The sequence below is a fragment of the Halostagnicola bangensis genome (genome assembly GCF_054653435.1).
In genome coordinates this window covers 34861-53046 of the sequence record NZ_BAAIGG010000002.1, presented here as the reverse complement: position 1 = coordinate 53046, position 18186 = coordinate 34861, and the positions used below count along the sequence as shown (strand labels likewise).

The 18186-nt window shown below is 58.1% G+C and carries 11 protein-coding genes and 2 pseudogenes; 7 read left to right on the top strand and 6 right to left on the bottom strand.

From position 1 onward, the window contains the following. The first annotated feature begins 214 nt into the window (after positions 1 to 214). Positions 215 to 2089 carry a Glu-tRNA(Gln) amidotransferase subunit GatE gene (gene gatE, locus ACYQ14_RS01815; protein WP_459884230.1) on the top strand — a complete coding sequence of 625 codons (1875 nt, stop codon included), beginning with the start codon at positions 215 to 217 and terminating at the stop codon, positions 2087 to 2089. 173 nt (positions 2090 to 2262) lie between these two features. Here the strand turns inward: gatE and ACYQ14_RS01810 are convergent. Beyond that, positions 2263 to 2997, bottom strand: a pseudogene (locus ACYQ14_RS01810) (RNA methyltransferase); the annotation flags it as partial. Between the two features lie 1418 nt (positions 2998 to 4415). On the opposite strand from ACYQ14_RS01810, the gene ACYQ14_RS01805 reads away from it, so the two are divergent. From ACYQ14_RS01805 to ACYQ14_RS01795, 3 genes and pseudogenes are all read left to right on the top strand, one after another. Further along, the gene (locus tag ACYQ14_RS01805; protein WP_283837311.1) at positions 4416 to 5678 is read left to right on the top strand and encodes a Cdc6/Cdc18 family protein; all 1263 of its coding nucleotides are present in this window, start codon (positions 4416 to 4418) and stop codon (positions 5676 to 5678) included. A gap of 113 nt (positions 5679 to 5791) precedes the next feature. Then, positions 5792 to 6693 (top strand): annotated as a pseudogene (folP, locus tag ACYQ14_RS01800) (dihydropteroate synthase); the annotation flags it as partial. A 546-nt stretch (positions 6694 to 7239) separates the two neighbouring features. Then, on the top strand, positions 7240 to 7947 hold the full coding sequence (locus tag ACYQ14_RS01795; protein ID WP_459884227.1) for a 6-hydroxymethylpterin diphosphokinase MptE-like protein: 708 nt from the start codon (positions 7240 to 7242) through the stop codon (positions 7945 to 7947). Positions 7948 to 8126: 179 nt separating this feature from the next. Here the strand turns inward: ACYQ14_RS01795 and ACYQ14_RS01790 are convergent, their stop codons facing one another. Together ACYQ14_RS01790 and ACYQ14_RS01785 are read right to left on the bottom strand one after the other, a co-directional pair. After that, positions 8127 to 9509: an APC family permease gene (locus ACYQ14_RS01790; protein WP_459884225.1), complete on the bottom strand. Its 1383-nt coding sequence runs from the start codon at positions 9507 to 9509 to the stop codon at positions 8127 to 8129. A gap of 268 nt (positions 9510 to 9777) precedes the next feature. After that, positions 9778 to 10941 (bottom strand): tubulin/FtsZ family protein, encoded by a 1164-nt coding sequence (locus tag ACYQ14_RS01785; protein WP_283837307.1) that lies wholly within the window; start codon positions 10939 to 10941, stop codon positions 9778 to 9780. 331 nt (positions 10942 to 11272) lie between these two features. Between ACYQ14_RS01785 and ACYQ14_RS01780 the strand changes: the two genes are divergently transcribed. The 3 genes from ACYQ14_RS01780 (at position 11273) to ACYQ14_RS01770 (ending at position 14470) form a co-directional block, all read left to right on the top strand. Beyond that, positions 11273 to 13033 (top strand): ABC transporter substrate-binding protein, encoded by a 1761-nt coding sequence (locus ACYQ14_RS01780; RefSeq protein ID WP_459884222.1) that lies wholly within the window; start codon positions 11273 to 11275, stop codon positions 13031 to 13033. A 146-nt stretch (positions 13034 to 13179) separates the two neighbouring features. After that, positions 13180 to 14064 carry a phosphatase PAP2 family protein gene (locus ACYQ14_RS01775; protein ID WP_459884220.1) on the top strand — a complete coding sequence of 295 codons (885 nt, stop codon included), beginning with the start codon at positions 13180 to 13182 and terminating at the stop codon, positions 14062 to 14064. Between the two features lie 91 nt (positions 14065 to 14155). Continuing rightward, positions 14156 to 14470 carry a HalOD1 output domain-containing protein gene (locus tag ACYQ14_RS01770; RefSeq protein ID WP_459884217.1) on the top strand — a complete coding sequence of 105 codons (315 nt, stop codon included), beginning with the start codon at positions 14156 to 14158 and terminating at the stop codon, positions 14468 to 14470. 166 nt (positions 14471 to 14636) lie between these two features. Here ACYQ14_RS01770 and ACYQ14_RS01765 read toward each other — a convergent pair whose 3' ends face one another. The 3 genes from ACYQ14_RS01765 to ACYQ14_RS01755 all read right to left on the bottom strand — a co-directional run bounded on the left by ACYQ14_RS01765 (position 14637) and on the right by ACYQ14_RS01755 (position 18178). Continuing rightward, entirely contained in the window at positions 14637 to 15602 is a 966-nt protein-coding gene (locus tag ACYQ14_RS01765; protein ID WP_459884214.1) for a sugar phosphate isomerase/epimerase family protein, read from the bottom strand. Positions 15603 to 15668: 66 nt separating this feature from the next. Continuing rightward, a complete protein-coding gene (locus tag ACYQ14_RS01760; protein WP_459884212.1) occupies positions 15669 to 16739 on the bottom strand; it encodes a Gfo/Idh/MocA family protein in 1071 nt (356 codons plus the stop codon). A 251-nt stretch (positions 16740 to 16990) separates the two neighbouring features. Further along, positions 16991 to 18178 (bottom strand): ABC transporter ATP-binding protein, encoded by a 1188-nt coding sequence (locus tag ACYQ14_RS01755; protein ID WP_459884209.1) that lies wholly within the window; start codon positions 18176 to 18178, stop codon positions 16991 to 16993. Positions 18179 to 18186: the final 8 nt, after the last annotated feature.

The following is an 18186-nucleotide window of genomic DNA, read 5'->3' as shown; positions in this document are numbered from 1 at the left end:
GGGACGGAAACAGCTAATCCGCCGGGATGGAACGGCTAATTCCGAGACGGTAACAACTAATTCCGAGACAGTAACGACTAATTCCGAGACAGTAACGACTACTCTACCGGGACGGTGCAGATTGAATCTCGGGTCGGGTTCGGCGAGAAGCGGGTACGAACTGATCCGGACGAACTGAACGGTTTTTTACCCTTCGACCTCCGAGTCATCGACAATGACCGAGGACGAGTACGATTACGAGGCACTCGGACTCGTCGCCGGGCTGGAAATCCACCAGCAACTCGATACGGCGACGAAGCTGTTCTGTCAGTGTCCGACGGAGTTGCGCGAACCCGAGGAAGCGACGCGTCAGTTTACCCGCTATCTCCACCCGACGCGGAGTGAGCTCGGCGAACTCGACGACGCCGCCGTCGAGGAGAGCAAGGTCGACCGAGAGTTTACCTATCTTGCCTACGACTCGACGTGTCTGGTCGAGGAAGACGACGAGCCGCCCCACCGGCTGGACGAGGAAGCTCTCGAGACCACGCTCGAAGTCGCACAGTTGATGGATATGCACCCGGTCGATCAAGCGAACGTCATGCGAAAGATCGTCGTCGACGGCTCGAACACGTCGGGCTTCCAGCGCTCGACGCTTATCGCGACGGGCGGTTCGATCGAGACGAGCGAGGGAGCGGTCGGCATCGAGGACCTCCTCCTCGAGGAAGAGAGCGCCCAGCGCGTCAAGGAAACCGACGACGGCGTGACCTACAGTCTCGACCGGCTCGGCATTCCGCTCGTCGAAATCGGAACCAGCCCAGATATTCGGTCGCCGGAACAGGCCCTCGAGGCCGCAGAGCGAATCGGTATGTTACTTCGCTCGACCGGCAAAGTCAAGCGCGGACTCGGAACGATTCGCCAGGACGTCAACGTCTCCATCGAGGAGGGAGCGCGCGTCGAGATCAAGGGCGTCCAGAGCCTCGACGACATCGACGACATCGTTCGCAACGAGGTGAGGCGGCAGGCGAAACTCGTCGAGATCGTGACCGAACTGGACGATCGAAACGCTTCTGTGGGAGATTCTCAGGACGTAACGGACGTCTTTGCGAACACCGACAGCGGCGTAATCGGCGGCGCGCTATCCTCAGGCGGATCGGTGACCGCCGTTCCCCTCTACGGGTTCGACGGGATCGTCGGCCGGGAGATCGCACCCGACCGACGGCTCGGAACCGAGTTCTCGGATCACGCCAAACGCCACGGTGCGGGTGGCATCTTCCACACCGACGAGCTTCCGGCCTACGGCGTGACTCCGGAAGAAGTTGCGGCGTTGCGAGACGCCGTCGGTGCCGGTGAACAGGACGCCGTCGCGATCGTCGCCGCGGATACTGACGTTGCGGAGTCGGCGATCGAAGCCGTCGCAGCGCGTGCGCAAACTGCACTCGAGGGTGTCCCGGAGGAAACGCGCGGGGCGAACGACGACGGAACGACCAGATACCTTCGTCCGCTTCCCGGTGCCGCGCGGATGTACCCCGAAACGGACGTGCCGCCCGTCGAACCCGATCCGAGCGACGTCCCCGAACCCGAACTCCTGACGGAAAAGGTCGAACGCTACCAGGAGGAGTGCGGACTCGGAACCGGACTGGCGAATCAGGTCGCCTACGGCAAGTACATGCCCGTCTTCGAGGATGTGGTTGCAGATGGCATCGATCCGACGCTAGCCGCGACCACCCTCGAGTCCACACTCACCGAACTCAGACGCGACGACGTTCCGGTCGGGAAGTTGAGTCAGCGCCACCTCGAGGAAGTCTTCGAGTTAGCCGAGGGGGGTGAGCTTCCGAACGAGGGGATCCCAGATCTGTTGACGGTACTGGCCAACGAGCCGGGACAGTCGGCCGAGGACGCCGCCGAGGACGCTGGGCTCGGCTCCGCGGGCGAAGACGAGGTCAGAGAAGCGATCGTCGAGGTTGTCGAACGTAACGAGGAGCAGGTCGAATCCGAGGGGATGCAGGCGTTCTCCGGACTCATGGGCGAGTGCATGGGTGCACTCCGCGGAAAAGCGGACGGCGACCTCGTCAGCGAGGTACTCCGCGAAGAGATCCAGAAGCGAGCCTGATTCGTCGACTTATTCGGGACGGCTATCGACTACGTATCTCGGGATTCTGAAGGGGGCTGGTTTGGCTGTTTCGACGCCTGTTGGTTCGGCTGTTTCGACGCCTGTTGGTTCGGCTGTTTCGACGCCTGTTGGTTCGGCTGTTTCGACGCCTGTTGGTTCGGCTGTTCCGACACCTGCTGGTCCGGCCGTTCCGTCGCGCGTCGTAACAGGCCGAGGAAGGTGTTGACCTCTCCCTCGGTTGGATCGGCTCTCCCGTAGACGCGGCGGATCATCCGCATCGTTTTCTCCCGTTTTTCCTCGGGGTGGTTGAGTTCCACGAGGAGATCGCCCCACTGGTCGTAGAGGCGCTCGAGCAACGGTTCCGGCGCACGAACCCGTTCTCTGTCCGGAAGCTGAGTGTCTGCATCCTCGAGAGTGAGGGTCCTGAGTTCGTAGAGGGTGATCGTTGCGGCTTGGCCAAGATTGAGCACGGGGTATTCGGCGCTTGCAGGGATCGAACAGATTTCGTCGACCCGGCTCAGTTCGTCGTTCGTGAGGCCGACGCGTTCTCGACCGAAGATCAGTACTGTGGAAGCGTCGACCGCGGGTAGTCGCTCGGCCAGTTCTGAGGGAGTCGTGTACGGAAACCGAACGTGGCTCTGGTCGTCCTCGTTCGTAACGGCCGTACAGCCGATCGTGTGGTGTTCGTCGACGAGTTCGTCGAACGAAAGTTCCGTGGCGTTAGGCAAGATATCGTCTCGAGCGTGGCCAGCGAACCCATAGGCTTCGCCATCCGGATCGAGTTCCGGCGGGTCAACGAGCAATAGATTCTCGAAGCCGAAGTTCTTCATCGCTCGAGCGATGGTTCCTACGTTCCCGGGAGTCGTCGCGTCCACAACTGCCACGGCGGGTGGATCACTTGAGGCCATGTACTCGGCTACGCGTGAGCAGGGAAAAGAAGTCTGTTCGAAGGAAGTCCCGGTGGATAGAGAGACGCCTCGAGAAAGAGGGGAAGTGAGGGGACGGTCCTGGTGAGAGAGCGGGCGTCGTGAAGAAGCGGGCGTCGTGAGAAGGTTTCAGAACAGGACGAGGCTGATGGAATTGATAGAGTCAATGGAGGTGGAGTGGAGCGGGTGGAGTGGGTTGATCCGACCGATTGGCATGTGGCATGTTATACCACATCAACTACTAATCATCTAGCTACTAGTTCTATACTAGCTAGTTCTAGGTAATTCTAGTTGTTGTTCTTGTAGAGTAAGTAGAGTAAGAGAAGAAGGAAACTAGAACTGATCTAGTCTAGTGATAGTAATCTAGTGTAATCATTTCTTGATAGGGCGTTCGGCTGTCTCTGCGCTGAATACGGCGGTTTCTACCGATCTCAGAAAATGGATTGGATTGATTGGGGGTGAGACACCTCCTTCGCGTTTGTAACGGTGTATGTGGGTGGGGGTTCTGTTTGGGAACACACCTTTGTCGCGGGTGTAATCTTGCCTGGAAAATGATGGTAGGTCCGGAATTCGTCGATATTCAACAACCCCACCCCCACATTTGACGTTACAAACGCGACGGGGGTGTGTGTCCCATTGCATCACGCATCCCGTCCCTTCGTCGCAAAGTTCCCCCTTGCTGTGCTGATCGAATTCAGGTTCGGACCGGACCCGATTGTTCCGCGAGCGAGTGCAGATTTCGCGGCGATTCGGTACCACTTATCGGACGTATCCAGCCATCACAGCAGATCCTCGAGAGCGCTCGTCGAATCCGGTCGAAGACGAAAATCAGCCAGCGAAATCGAACAGGGAGCGCCCCCATGATGCGTGTCAAAAATCGGTTTCGCGCGCGAGACAGTCAATTCCGTGACCGAGAGTATCCTTGTCACGGCGTGCGATTTCGTCTCGATTTCCCGCCCGTATGGATTGCGATCGATTCGTTGGACGAACCGTTCTCAACTCGAGTATGGAAAGAACGAGCCGAGCAGTCCGGCTCGAACGAACACGTTACTTGAACTCATCGGATCTGTGAATAGATCAGGGACGTACTAGTGCTCGATTTGTTGCGTACTACAATTGCACGTCGTGTTGATCCACCTTTGGATAGATTCGCGTGCGTACTGATTCCCGTCGGCTACGGTCAACACTTCTCTCCCATTTTTCAGCCCTCTTACACTCGCGACACTGGTGTGGGGGTCCGACTCAAGACGCCCCAGATAGAAACGCGAGAACAGCTCTTTTCTCGAGAGTCCGCAATTGCCGGGTTTCAGCCCACAGAAAAGGGATACATATAACATTTACACACGCGAGGTAACCCTATGGGTTTATGATAGGCCAATTAGTATCGTTTCGGTACTGGAATGTCCTCCAACGATGACCGGGACCCGCTCTTTCGGTACGATGATCCGATCTTCGCCGACGAGCGTTTGCTCGAGATTACGCATCTTCCAGGACCCGACAGAATCGTCGGGCGGGACGAGCAGATGCAGCGGGTTGCCGATGCACTAAACCCTGCAGTGTTTGGGAGCGAGCCGAATCACCTGTTTATCTTCGGGAAGACGGGAACCGGGAAATCGCTGATCTCTCGGTCGGTCACTCAGCGAGTGATCACGGAAGCTGAACGCGACGACGTGACCGTCAAATACGCCTTTATCGACTGCGGAGAGCAAAATACCGAAGCCTCGGTCGTCAAAACGATCGCACAGATCGTAAACGAACCGGACAACAGCGGCATCACCGTTCCCGACCGCGGACTCGGAACGGGCGATTACTACAAGCGACTCTGGCAAACGATCGATCACTGCACCGACGTCACGATCGTTATCCTCGACGAGATCGATATGCTCGAGGACGACGAAATCCTCCGAAAACTTTCTCGAGCCGGCGAGAACCGACGGATTTCGGATTCGGCGATCGGCATCATCGGTATCTCGAACAAGATCGACTTTCCGGATCACCTCTCCGAACGGGTCAAATCGAGTCTCTCACGGGACGAACTCGTCTTCTCGCCGTACGACGCGAACCAACTCGTCGAAATACTCGAGAAGCGCCAGGACGCGTTCCATGACAGCGTTCTCGAGGACGACGTGATTCCGCTGACTTCCGCGCTCGCGGCGCAGGAACACGGTGACGCACGGAAAGCGATCGACATCCTCCGAAACGCGGGCCGGCTCGCGAAGAAACAAAACGACGCACGCGTGACTGCCGAAAATGTTCGGGAGGCAAAAGAAAAGACCGAGGCCGATCGGTTCAACGAGTTGATCGAGGGATCTCCCCAGCAGGCCAAGGCAATTCTGTACGCGCTCACCCTATTGACCCAGAACAGTTCCCAAAAAGAGTTTCCGACGAAGATTATCTACAATCAGTACAAGGAACTCGCGAGACGACTCGACTTCGACATCCTCTCGGAACGTCGCGTCCAGGAGATCCTCCAGGAGCAGAACTTCCTCAACGTGATTCAGTCCGAGCGAAAGGGTCGAGGGCGGGGCCGCGGTGCCCACGCCAAACACCGACTCCTCGAGAACCCGTCGATCGTCAAGAAGGTGCTGTTGCGAGATTCCCGACTCGCGCTTCTCGAAGAAGGTGCGGACGCTGAAGATCAGCAGACGAAACTCGGCCAGTAATTGACCGGAACTAATTCCTCGGGCAATAGCACTGTACGAAATAGTAGTCGACGATAACTGAGTCAGTTGACCGCAACCGCGATACCTTTTTGTCTCCCTTCCTCACTGTCCGTATGAACAGCGTCGACGCTGCTGGACTGGGTATCGGTGACGAGCATCCAGCGCGGGTAATGGGCGTCTTAAACGTGAGCGAAGAATCGCCCTACGATCCGAGCGTATACGACGACCCCGCCGATGCGGCGGCGTACGTTGACGAGGAACTCATCGGCGAGGGGGCGGATATCGTCGATATCGGCCTCGAGTCCGCGAACAAACGGTTTGACGTCCTGACGGCTGAAGAAGAACTCGACCGTCTCCACGTCGCACTCGAAACGATCGATCAGATCGCCGGCGATGCGGTGTTTTCGATCGAGACTCGGTATGCCGCTGTCGCGGACGAGGCGCTTTCTCAGGGGTTCGATATGGTCAACGATATCTGCGGATTCGCCGATCCCAAGATGCCCTCCGTTTGTCGAGAGCACGACGCCGCGGTCGTCAAAATGGCGAGTCCACCGGATCTCGAGCGTCCCGGTGCGGTCGAAGAAACCGATTGGGCGGATCGCAAATCTCCAGTGTGGGCCGAGAAAGCGGATTACGTCGATATGGTGCACGAATCGTTGAAGCAGAACGGATTCACGGACAAGACTATCGTCGATCCGGCTTTCGGCGGGTGGAGCAAGGCCAAGACCACCGAGCACGATCGCGAGACGTTTCGCAGGCTTTCGGAGTTCCGCTCGCTCGGAAAACCGATGCTGGTCTCGATCAACCGAAAAAATTTCCTCGGAGAGATCGCGGGCCGCGAGACGGACGAGCGGCTTCCGGTAAGTCTCGCGGCGACGTCGATGGCGATCGAACGCGGAGCCCACATCGTTCGAACCCACGATGTCGCCGAAACGCGCGACGCCGCGCGCATCGGGTCGGCGTTCGCCGAGCGCGATCAGCCGCTTCTCGACGGATCGGAGTAAGCCGACTCGAGGGGCGACCCGATCGATCACAACGATTCTCCGTCGGTCACAGTAGAACCAATTGAGTATAGCTCAGTGAGACTGAGTACCGCAGAACACAATTGAGTACAGCTCAGAGAAACGAATTCCAGCAGACAGTGACGCCCTCGGCGGTGCCGATATACAAAGGGGACTCTCGATGAAGCAGAACGATTCTTCGTTGAGCGATGATAGATCCTGTTTCTCGGCTTTCAACCGTTCTATACAGTGAAAACAAGACTATTGTTGATTATAGGATGGGTATTACCGATGTCTTGCAGTAAGAGAAAGCTTATACCGAAGGCTTCGAAAGAGGGGAATGGACGCCGGGCGGCCTCCCGGGTAGGGGTACTTTGGAGGCGACCCCCGGCCCACAACACGGAATTATTGTGGCACTACATCCGAAAGAGGCATCTATACACATCTTAATTGGAAGTATACATTCCATAACTGGGAGAAACTCCGCAAGCTGAGCGGAACCGCACCGCTTTACAGTTATGGAACGAGTATCATCGCGAGCTACCCCGAGACCCCAACGCATGGAATACAACGAATTCGAACCCGTCTACGAAGCTATCTTGCAGGATTTCGGCTTCGATCGGTCGGCCGACGAGCGCGCACGCGACATTCTCGCAAAAATAACGGAGCCGTTCGACCTCGAGCATCTCCGCGGTACCCGGGACCAAACCGTCGCGATAGCGGGCGCGGGACCCTCTCTCGAGACGCCGGGCTCGATCGACCGCGCTCGTGACTGCGATGTCGTGTTCGGTGCCTCGACGGCGGTCGATACGCTCGAGGATCGCGGCATCGCGGTCGACTGTATGGTGACCGACCTCGACAAAAACCCAGAGACCGTCGTTCGGTTGACCGAGCGCGGGACGCCCGTCGCCGTTCACGGCCACGGTGATAACATCTCCGCGGTGCGCGAGGTCGTTCCGGCGTGTCCGTCGGAGTTCGTCCTTCCGACGACACAGGCGTCACCGTCCGGTCCCGTCCGCAACTTCGGCGGATTTACCGACGGCGACCGAGCGGCGTTCCTCGCGGATGCACTCGGCGCTTCGACCCTTGTTTTCGTCGGCTGGGATTTCGACGATCCGTCCGTCGATTCGATGAAAGCGAAAAAACTCGAGTGGGCGAAACGACTGCTGTACTGGCTCGAGACGCGCCGCGAAGAACGGTTCGCCGTTCTTGATGGACACCGAGATCTGATCGAGACGACCGCGCTTCCGCTCGAGAACCGTTCTTGATTCCAGCACAATTCTTCTGGTCATCGAGAACGCATCTTCATCGAGAACACACCTTCATCGAGAACACACCTTCATCGAGAACACACCTTCATCGAGAACACACCTTCATCGAGAACACACCTTCATCGAGAGCGCCCTTGGTCGCCGAGAACACCCCTGGTCGCCGAGAGCGCGCCTGATCAGTCGGCGTCGGCCTGTTCGCTCTCGTGAAGCTGACCCATTCGACTCTTGAGATCGATTCCTCGTCGGTTGAACCAGTAGACTCGAGTTCGGTAGAAGACGTACCCGAGCGCCATCCATCCGACTAAGACGCCGACCATCAGCGGTAGCTGTGTTGCCACGAGCACCCACAGGAACGCCGCAGATCCGACTGCGCCGACCGCGGTGACCTTCAACAGCCACGGCGGGAGTTTGTACAACGAGTGTTCGTACCGCTTGGGGTATACTTTCGGGAGATTCCAGAGCGCGATGCCGGCCACGGCGAGCCCAAAGAGGATCGTCATGGAGAGTGCGACCGAGAGCGTCACGGTACCGGGAGAGAACGGGGCGACGAGAAGCGGTGGGACTCCGAGCAGAATCACCGCGACGTACGGTGAATCGTACTGCTCGTGGATTCGAGCGATCGCCGAGGGAATAATATTGTCGCGGCCCGCTCGCATCAGGAGACGAGAGTACGCGGTGTAGGTCATATTGATAGAGGTAAGCGCTCCCATCGCCGCGGCGATGAGGACGAGCGCAGTGAGCGAGGCCGGAGCGGTGTCCATCGACACCTGTGCGACTGCGGCGTCCATTCCGCCGAGTGTCTCCCAGTTCGTCGTGCCGACGAGGACGATGACGAGGCCGATCAACAGCGTCAACGAAATGGCGGCGGAGAGACCCAGTACGCGCGGGATGTTTCGAGCGGGATCTTTCATCTCTTCGCCGAGTTCGACGACGAGGCGGAAGCCGCGCAACGGGAAGTACAGTGAAACGATCGCGACGATAACGGGCGCGGTTCCTTCAGGGAACAGGGGCGTGTAGTTCGACGTGTCGACGGCGAACGCCCCGGGAACGATGAACGCGGTCATTCCAAGGACGATCAGCGACACCATCAGGAACTGGATGATCGCCACCATCCGAATGCCGAGTACGTTCAAGATAATGAACGGGATGAGCAAGCCGTAAATCAAGGCGAGTTCGGGAATCGCCGGAACGAACGAGATCGTTTCGGAGACGAACCCGACGTACTCCGCGAACCCGAGTGCGATGAACAACATTCCGGCCCAGACGCCGGGGATCGTAATCCACGGGAGTAAGAACCCCCAGAACGGCCCGACGAGGCGGGAGGCGTAGACGTAACTACCGCCCGCGACCGGAATCGCCCCACCCAACTGTAGCGACATGATGATCCCAAAGACGAGCGGAATCAGCGCGAGCAACAGTGCAAAGATAACGCCCGGACCAACGTCGCCTGCGAGGGGTCCGGGAAGGACGAACGCGCTCACACCGATCACGTTTCCAATAATTAGTACCGTGGCGCCGACCACCCCGACCTTGGTGTTGATTATCCCATGTTGTGTCATTGTCTCCCAACCATGATGATTGTTGAAGGTAAATAACTGCGGCGATAACAATGTTGCGGTGCACATCATCACACCTTTCTACGGTAGAGTTCTATTACAAAAAGAAAAATCTGTTTAGAAATATGGTCAAAAACAATAACAACGGTTTCCCCCTCCCTCCGATACTTTTGAGAACGAACTGCTCGCAAGGATCGGGTTCGGTCGTGATTTCGAACGTGCCGTTGTTGTCCGAGTTCTGCTCTCAGAGCCGATGGAGGAACAACGCCCGTCAGAAAAGTGCGTCTATCTCGCCACCGGTATCCATGAGCGACGAGAACTGATCCTGACTCTGTGCCTGGATGTCCGCGTTCCGATCCTTTGCATCGATCGCCACCTGCTGGAGCGTCTCAATCCTCGGGACCGACGTAACGCCTGAGAGGAGCACGATCGATCCAACCTCGTTTTCTCCAACGAGCGGGTAATCACCGCCTCGGATTTCCATGCTTCCCGTTTCCTCCTCGAGCCACGTGCGTCCGCGTTCGACGCCCTTCCTGTTCAGGTACGACGGCGGGCCGGTCGCGACTGCGAGCCCCCGCTCGGCACTCGAGACATCACACGGAAGCGTGAGCCGGCCGAGCGCCGCCTTTCGGATCAGACTCGTCAGTCGATTCGTCGCAGATAGTTCGTCCGGCGAGTCGCTCCCGCGGAATCTGGACATGAGTCCGTCTTGACTGTTCTCGACCGTCTCTCGGGCGTATCCGATCGTCGAAACGCCACCGCCCGAAAGGGTGTTGATGATCTCGGATGAATCGACGACGCTTTCGGCGACGTGATCGCCCTGTCCGACTTCGCCGGCGGCGAACAGGAGCCCGAATCGCTCGGCGATTTCTCGGTTTATCTGATCGTACCCGCTTTGGATCGATTCGCCGGTCTGTCGCCAGGCGTCGTTGTCGAAGACGAGTAAATTATCGACTTCGTGAACGAACGTCTGAAACGATCGTGCGGCGTTGAGCGTGTAGATCCCTCCTTCGTCGGTACCGGGGAGAATTCCGAGCCCGTATACCGGTTCGGAGTAGATTCGTTTGAGATGTTTCGCGAGGACGGGGGCACCACCCGAACCGGTTCCGCCCCCCATACCGGCGACGACCAGGAATGCGTCGATCTCGTGAACCGGGACGCGATCTACGGCTCCCTGTATCTCGCCGATATCTTCCTCTGTCACCGTCGCGCCGAGTTCGTTGTCGGCACCGACACCGTGTCCTTTCACCCGTGCCTGTCCGATGAGTACCCTATTCTCCGTGGGAATTTGTTCCAGTCCCTGTAAATCAGTCGTCGCAGAGTTGACTGCGATTGCCGATTCGACGAAGCTACCGTCGATCGTGCGTTCGTACGCCAGGAACTCGTCGACCACCTTCCCGCCTGCCTGTCCGAAGCCGATGAGTGCGAGTTTCATAGCTATCGATTGTGGCCGTTCTCCGAGAGCGGTCAGCGGGGACCCCGCCGGGCCGAGTCGGGAACGGTTTCCACGTTTCCTCTGTCGCCAATACCGGGTATTGTTATGGCCCACGTACGATCGATGAAAAGACAGTCAAGCAGTCAATACTATCATCAAGTCATGAATGATCCGGGCCGATGATGTTCGCGTTCGATCGGCGACCCCAAGAGCGGCTAGCGGTGATACCGCCCCTTCCGATTTCGATATCCGCACACGGGCAGTACAGGCTTTGAAGAAAGCTGTCGTCTGGGGAGTAAGTCCTATACATCGTGGTGACTACGGGTCTCGTATGGAGGAACTCGCTCCACCCACCCGCCGTCAATTGCTCGCTGGAATTGCCACAGCGACAACTGGAAGTGTCGCGGGGTGCATGGAGCGGTTCTGGTCTGGGTCGGACGAGAACACGCCGGAGCAAGTCTCGTTAGTCATCAAAACGGTCCCGACGGACGACGACTATATCGCGGCATCGATTCTGAGCCAGCTCAGAGAGAACCTCGTCGACGCTGGAATCCAAGTTACCACCGAACCGGTCGCAGAGCGCGAATTCTACCGAGAAATTCTCATCCAGCGCGATTACGACATCTTCGTCGGACGCCACCCCGGATTGTTCGAACCGGATGCCCTTCGCGATCTGCTTCACTCGGCGTTCAGGACCGAAGAAGGGTGGCAGAACCCATTTAATTTCTCGAATATGGCAATCGACGAACTGCTCGAGGAACAGCATACGTCCGAGGGCGAAACGCGCGAAGAAACGCTCGAGGAACTATTCGAATCGCTCGAGCAGATCGGCCCCCATTCGGTCGTGGCCTTCCCGAACCATCTGGGAGGTGCTCGCAACGAAGTGAGAACATCGTGGACTCCAAACCGTGCCGAGGGGTATATCGACCTGCTTTCGACCGAGCCTGCGGACGGAAGCCGAACCAATCCGCTCCGAGTGGGGTTGTTCGGGGAGGGGCTCTCGGATCGGTTCAACCCGATCGCGGCGGACGTCGGAAGCGAACGGCCGCTGCTCGAGCTCCTGTATGATCCACTCGCTCGCAGGATCGACGGCGAGTACGTTCCGTGGCTAGCCGACGACATTTCGTGGGACGATTCGGGCGTCGATATCGAGGCGACGGTAAGACTTCGAGAGGGCCTCACCTGGCACGACGGCGAATCACTGGATGCCTCCGACGTCGAGTTCACGATACGGTTTTTCGAGGACACGTCGCTTGGAGAGATAGAAAGTGGGGTGCCGACGTCACAGTACAGAGGGCGTCAGTCGGTGGTCGATTCCGTGTCGACGGTTGGAGCGAGGACCGTCGAATTTTCGTTCGAAACGCCCAGCGAAGCGGTTGCGAGTCGGGTACTCACCGTTCCGATCCTGCCCGAACACGTCTGGGAGTCCCGTTCCGAACTCGTCGGAGAGTACCAGACCGAAGCCCGAACCACGGATAACGAGCCTCCTATCGGTTCGGGCCTGTTCAGGTTTGGCGAACACGAAGCGGACGAGCTACTCGAGTTCGAACTGTTCGACGATCACGTCCTTTTGGATCCGGCCGTTTCGGATCGCCCGTCGATTCTCGACGGATTTCCGCAGTACGATGGGATCGAATTTCACATCGTCGGTCCGTATCCAGGCGTTCTTATCGATATGATGGCGGACGACGACATCGATATTATCGGTGCGGACCTCCCGCCCGAACACGCCGGGTCGATCGTCGAGGAGAGCGACGTTTCGATGGTGAATTCCTCGACCGATTCGGCGTATATCGTCGGATACAACTTCCAGCACCCACAGCTCGGAGACCCACGGTTTCGCTCTCTCGTCTCTCGGCTGATCGACCGGGATCACGTCGTCGAGGAGGTTTTCGACGGGTACGCTGAAAAGCCGGAAACTTACGCCGAACTGGCCGGTGTTCGATCGCCCGACGATAGTAGTCGGTCGGCCGATGGAACGGCCTCCGTACTGCGGTTCCCTGGATCGGATGGAGAGATTGACCAGGGCCAGGTTCGGACCTTGTTCGAAGACGAGGGGTATCGATACGACGATGATACGTTACTGGAGTGACCGCATCCAGGTCCCGTCACCGATGCGGTCTCGATTCGGTATCACCGAAACTCATTCACTGCGCGATGACAGTTGCAGAGTAGTCTCGGGACTCGTCGTTTCCCAACCGGTTTGTATTAGTGGCCTGCAGTTTGTACTCTCACAATATGGTCTTCGCTAGCGTCGTTCTCGAGATCGGCCTCGCCGTCCTGGCTATGCTCGTTACGGCGACGCTCGTCATCGTTGGCCCTCGTCAACTCGTTCGGGCAGTTCGGGACTTCCGATGGCGACTCGAGGGGATCGCGCTTCCGACGACTGTGTTACTCGGCGTGCTGTTCCTCAGGTGGGCGACGCAGGACGTCGCTCAGACGATTTCGACACAGGTAACTGGTGTTGCTATCACGGATTATCTCTTTGGGATCGACCGAGCGCTTTTCGGCGAAACGCCCGTTGTCTTCTTGCAGTCGATCCAGATGGACGAATTGACGTCGTATTTCGTGTTCGTCTATATATACGGCTACGCGTTCTTGCTCGCGTTTCCGTTCGTCGCGTATTTCGCTCTCCGTGAGATGGACGAACTTTCGACGCTCATACTCGCATACACCGCCAACTACGGAATCGGCCTGCTGTGTTATTTCGTGTTTATCGCATACGGCCCTCGAAACGTCGACCCAACGCTATTCGAAGGGCTTCTTTATACGGCGTTCCCAGAATCGGGCTTTCTCACCCACTCGATAAATCACAACACGAACGTGTTTCCCTCGCTTCATACATCGATGGCAATGACGGTATTTTTCCTCGCGGTACACACCAGAGAGAAGTATCCGTTGTGGGTCCCTCTTTCGGGCGTTCTCGCCGTTAGTGTTGCACTCTCGACGATGTATCTCGGTATTCACTGGTTTTCGGACGTGATCGCCGGAACGCTTCTCGCCCTCGTTAGTGTCTATATTGGCCGTAATTATACCGTCGAGGGGCTCGTGAGAACAGCGAGGGCCTTCTTCAGTACGAAATTTAAAGACGCCCGAACACGGTTCGAAGGTGACCGAGAGTAATCGATGGGTTCTCTCTGGGATCTGTAGACGATAGCCCGATCCGGTGGAATTAACCAGCAAACTTATGCCTTGTCAACAGTTACCATGGGATATGGTCACTCCAAGAGACACTTCGACGGCCGATCGAGGGATCCCTCCAACCCGGGCGATCATCGAAGCCATAGCGAGCGCCGAAGGTGTCGATGTCGTGGAGTTGCGACCGCCCGCGTACGATCCACTGTATTCCGTGATCGATCCCGAAGCACTGGATTTACTGTTCGACGAACATCCGACGGAGGAGAACGACTCCGACATTCGGGTTACGTTCACGTACGAAGGATACGAAGTCGATGTCTACGACGGTGGTCGGGTCGACGTTTCGGAGGCGAGTCCGTCCGATGATACGGTTAACTCGATCGGAAAATGAGGTCGCAACGAAGGATATCGACGACACCACCCGCCACCGCCAGCGGAGTTCGACAGCGAGGATTCAGCGACGATACTGAATTCACGAATCGGAGACAGCGCTCAGCGCAACGGCACACATTCCACGAAATTCCATCTATCTCGGCTGCCGTCGCGTACGGCCCTAATTACGCCCAGTAAGCATCTTCTGGATTCGTTCCGAAGCGGACCCGCTCGAGGAATTCGATCGCCTTTTCGAGTCCCTCCCGAGAGCTCGTGAGCGAGTCTTCGTGCTCGATGCTTAGAACGTCGTCGTAGCCGACCATTCGCAAGGTCGAGACGATGTCCTTCCAATGGGTTTCGTCGTGACCGTAGCCGACGGATCGAAAGAGCCACGATCGATTCGCCTCGTCGTCGTAGGCGGTCGTATCGAGAACGCCCTTCTCTCGAGCCTGCGGCTCGTAGATTCTCGTGTCCTTGGCGTGGACGTGTTTGATCGCATCGTCCTCGCCGAGTAACCGAATCGCGTCCGTAATCGAAATTTCCTGCCAGTAGAGATGAGAGGGATCGAAGTTGGCTCCGATCCGCTCGTTGGTCGCCTCGCGCAATCGAAGCAATCCGTGCGGTTCGTACACGAGCATGTTCGGATGCATTTCGATCCCGACGTCAACACCGTGATCGGCCGCAAACGCCGCGAGTTCGCTCCAGTACTCGAGGGCTCGATCCCACTGGTACTCGAGCGCGTCGGCGTGTTCTGTGGGCCATGGTGCCGTAATCCAGTTCGGTACGTCGTCGTTCGGCCCGCCGGCGGGGAGCCCCGAAAAGCACGTAACGGTGGAAACGTCGAGTTGGGCCGCGAGTTGAATCGCCTCTCGAAGCTCGGTCGAAGCTCGATCCGCTCGCTGTTCGTCCGGATGAAGCGGATTGTTGTGTACGGCGAGTGCACTGATCCGTGTCTCGTAGGTATCGAGAACGTCTTCGAGGTCGGCCTGTGCGTCGGCGTCGTCGAGGTATTCGGTTCGTGGCAGATGATCCTGTCCTGGAAATCCGCCGACACCGGGTTCGATCGCCGTGACGCCCTGTTCGTTGCAGTACGCGAGTGCGCCCTCGAGCGACTCGTTTGCCAGTGGCGGAGTGTGAAGACCGATCTCCATGGGGGGCGTTTTACGCCAGCGGCGAAATAAGACGGGGGCGTCTGTTGGAAAACCGACGCCAAATCGCTATCGGTACGAAACCGAGATCGTTTGCTCCTCCTCGCTCGAGCGGTAGATCGCATCGATAATTCTCTGGACGTCGAGCCCCTGCTCGACGCTGTCTTCGAGGTCGATATCGGAGACAATAGCGTCGAAAAACGTCTGCTGTTCGTCCGTGTGGGTATCGTTCTGACGCGTTTCTATCGACGTGTTCTCGAGGTGATCCGGACCGATCGTACTCGCCGAATGGAAGGCCAGGTCGTTCTCGAGGAGGTCGAATTTCGCGGCTGCGTTCGTTCCGCGGACGACGAACTCGTGGTTTTCGGGCCGGTTCGTCGCCCAGGCCACCTCGAGAGAAATCGTCCGGTTCTGTTCACAGCGGACGAAGGCGCTCGCGGAGTCGTCGACATCGAACTCGCCGGGCCCCGAATCGCTTCCCCACATATCGAGGTAGGCGTACTCCTCGCGCGGGCCGAACTCGCCGCGCGTGACGCCGGACACTTCGAGAACGTTCGGGTACCCGAGCAGGTACAGGGCGAGGTCGATCGCGTGAACGCCTAAATCGATAAGTGCGCCGCCACCAGCGATCGCCCGCCGAGTAAACCACGACCCGCGTCCGGGAATCCCTCGCCTCCGAACGTAGTTCGCCTCGAGGTGTGTGACGGTTCCCAGGTCGCCTCGTTCGATCCGGTTTTTGACGATCTGGACGGTGTTTGCGAACCGGTTGTTGAATCCGACCATGGTGACTCCCGACGACTGTGTGGCTGCGTCGGCGATCCGTTCTGCGCTCTCGAGGGTATGGGCCAGCGGTTTCTCGAGAAGAACGTGAAGGTCGTCTTCGAAGGCGCTCACGGCGTACTGTTCGTGGAACTTGTTCGGCGTCGTGATGATAATCGCGTCGACGGCCTCGTATAGCTCCTGGTGGTCCTCGTAGACGTCGACATCGTACCGTCGCGTGAATCGTTTCCGCGCTTCGGGAGCAACGTCCATGCCGCCGACTAATGGAACGCCGAGCTCGAGGAGTCGCTCGGCGTGATACTGGCCAATGTTTCCGAGCCCGATGATTCCCGTTTTAATATCAGTTCGGTCTGGAGTCATTGGTGCTGATCAATCCGAGTTCGGTTTCGCCGGCGATGATCGGGAGCGTTTTGATGTGGTGCCAACAGTACCGACCGGTACGCACTCGGTGGTCTTTGGTCCGTCGGCGATTTGCAGCGAATGATACGGTCCGCTGTAACGATTTATCGGTGCAACCGCGACCGTCCTTCGGTTGCACCGAAAATGCCTGACAGCAGTCCGTATGGGTCTCCCTTCGCTTCACCGGTGATGCCCGAATGGGCGAAAGCGGGTCATCCGTCCGCCTCGGTCATCGTCGCCCCGTCGTCCGTCCCGCCGAGTTCGGTGATACCGTGCGTGAGTGCCGTCCCCGTCTCGGTATCGAAGAGGTGCACCTTCGTCCCGTCGAACACGACATCGATTGGCTGATCGTCGGTGATCTCGGTGTCGGAAGTCACGCTCATCAGAAGTTGATCCGGCGAAGACGCAGGGTCCCGTTCCATCCCACCTTCGACAGCCTCCGAGAGCAACAGGTAGACGAACACCTCGTTACCCATCGGTTCGATAACGTCCGTTCGAGCGGGAATGGAGTCCGTCGGCTGTGTCACCGATTCGGTGAACTCAGTGAGGTGGACATCCTCGGGGCGGATCCCGAGTGTCACCGCTTGCCCGACGGAAACGTCGGGGACTCGAGTCGGGTCGAATTTGACGAGGAAATTCGGGGTTTTTAGTCCGTTTTCGACGACTTCGCCCTCCACGAAGTTCATCGACGGCGAGCCGATGAAGCCGGCAACGAACAGGTTATCGGGCTCATTGTAGCAGATTAGCGGCGGGTCGACCTGCTGGAGCTTTCCGGCGTCGAGCACCGCGATGCGATCGGCCATCGTCATCGCCTCGGCCTGGTCGTGCGTGACGTAGATAACGGTCGTCTGTAACTCGCGATGGAGTCGCTGGAGTTCGGTCCGCATGTGGACGCGAAGTTTCGCGTCGAGGTTCGCGAGCGGTTCGTCCATCAGGAACACGCCCGGATTCCTCACGATCGCTCTGGCGATCGCCACCCGCTGTCGTTGCCCGCCGGATAACTCGTCGGGCATTCGCTCGAGCATCCCTTCTAACTGCACGATATCGGTGGCCTGCGTGACGCGTCGCTCGATCTCGTCGTCGTCGTAGGTTCGCAGTCGAAGTCCGAACGAAATGTTTTCGAAGACGTTCATGTGGGGGAACAACGCGATGTTCTGGAAGACCATCGCGACGCCCCGGTCTTTCGGCGCGAGGTTCGTGACCTCGTGCTCGCCAATGTAGATGGTTCCGTCGCTCGGCTTCGTGAGCCCGGCGACGGTCTCCATCGTGGTCGATTTCCCGCAGCCCGAGGGCCCGACGAGACAGAGGAACTCTCCGTCCTCGATGTCGAGACTGACGTCGTCGACCGCGGTGATATCTTCGTAGCGTTTCGTGACGTGTTCGAGTCGTACTCGTGCCATAGTTTGTG

Excerpts from the sequence above, each read along its gene's own strand:
- ACYQ14_RS01780 (WP_459884222.1), top strand. The coding sequence starts at position 11,273 with ATGGAGGAACTCGCTCCACCCACCCGCCGTCAATTGCTCGCTGGAATT.
- gatE (WP_459884230.1), top strand. The coding sequence starts at position 215 with ATGACCGAGGACGAGTACGATTACGAGGCACTCGGACTCGTCGCCGGG.
- ACYQ14_RS01770 (WP_459884217.1), top strand. The coding sequence starts at position 14,156 with ATGGTCACTCCAAGAGACACTTCGACGGCCGATCGAGGGATCCCTCCA.
- ACYQ14_RS01755 (WP_459884209.1), bottom strand. The coding sequence starts at position 18,178 with ATGGCACGAGTACGACTCGAACACGTCACGAAACGCTACGAAGATATC.
- ACYQ14_RS01785 (WP_283837307.1), bottom strand. The coding sequence starts at position 10,941 with ATGAAACTCGCACTCATCGGCTTCGGACAGGCAGGCGGGAAGGTGGTC.
- ACYQ14_RS01805 (WP_283837311.1), top strand. The coding sequence starts at position 4,416 with ATGTCCTCCAACGATGACCGGGACCCGCTCTTTCGGTACGATGATCCG.
- ACYQ14_RS01765 (WP_459884214.1), bottom strand. The coding sequence starts at position 15,602 with ATGGAGATCGGTCTTCACACTCCGCCACTGGCAAACGAGTCGCTCGAG.
- ACYQ14_RS01795 (WP_459884227.1), top strand. The coding sequence starts at position 7,240 with ATGGAATACAACGAATTCGAACCCGTCTACGAAGCTATCTTGCAGGAT.
- ACYQ14_RS01790 (WP_459884225.1), bottom strand. The coding sequence starts at position 9,509 with ATGACACAACATGGGATAATCAACACCAAGGTCGGGGTGGTCGGCGCC.
- ACYQ14_RS01775 (WP_459884220.1), top strand. The coding sequence starts at position 13,180 with ATGGTCTTCGCTAGCGTCGTTCTCGAGATCGGCCTCGCCGTCCTGGCT.
- ACYQ14_RS01760 (WP_459884212.1), bottom strand. The coding sequence starts at position 16,739 with ATGACTCCAGACCGAACTGATATTAAAACGGGAATCATCGGGCTCGGA.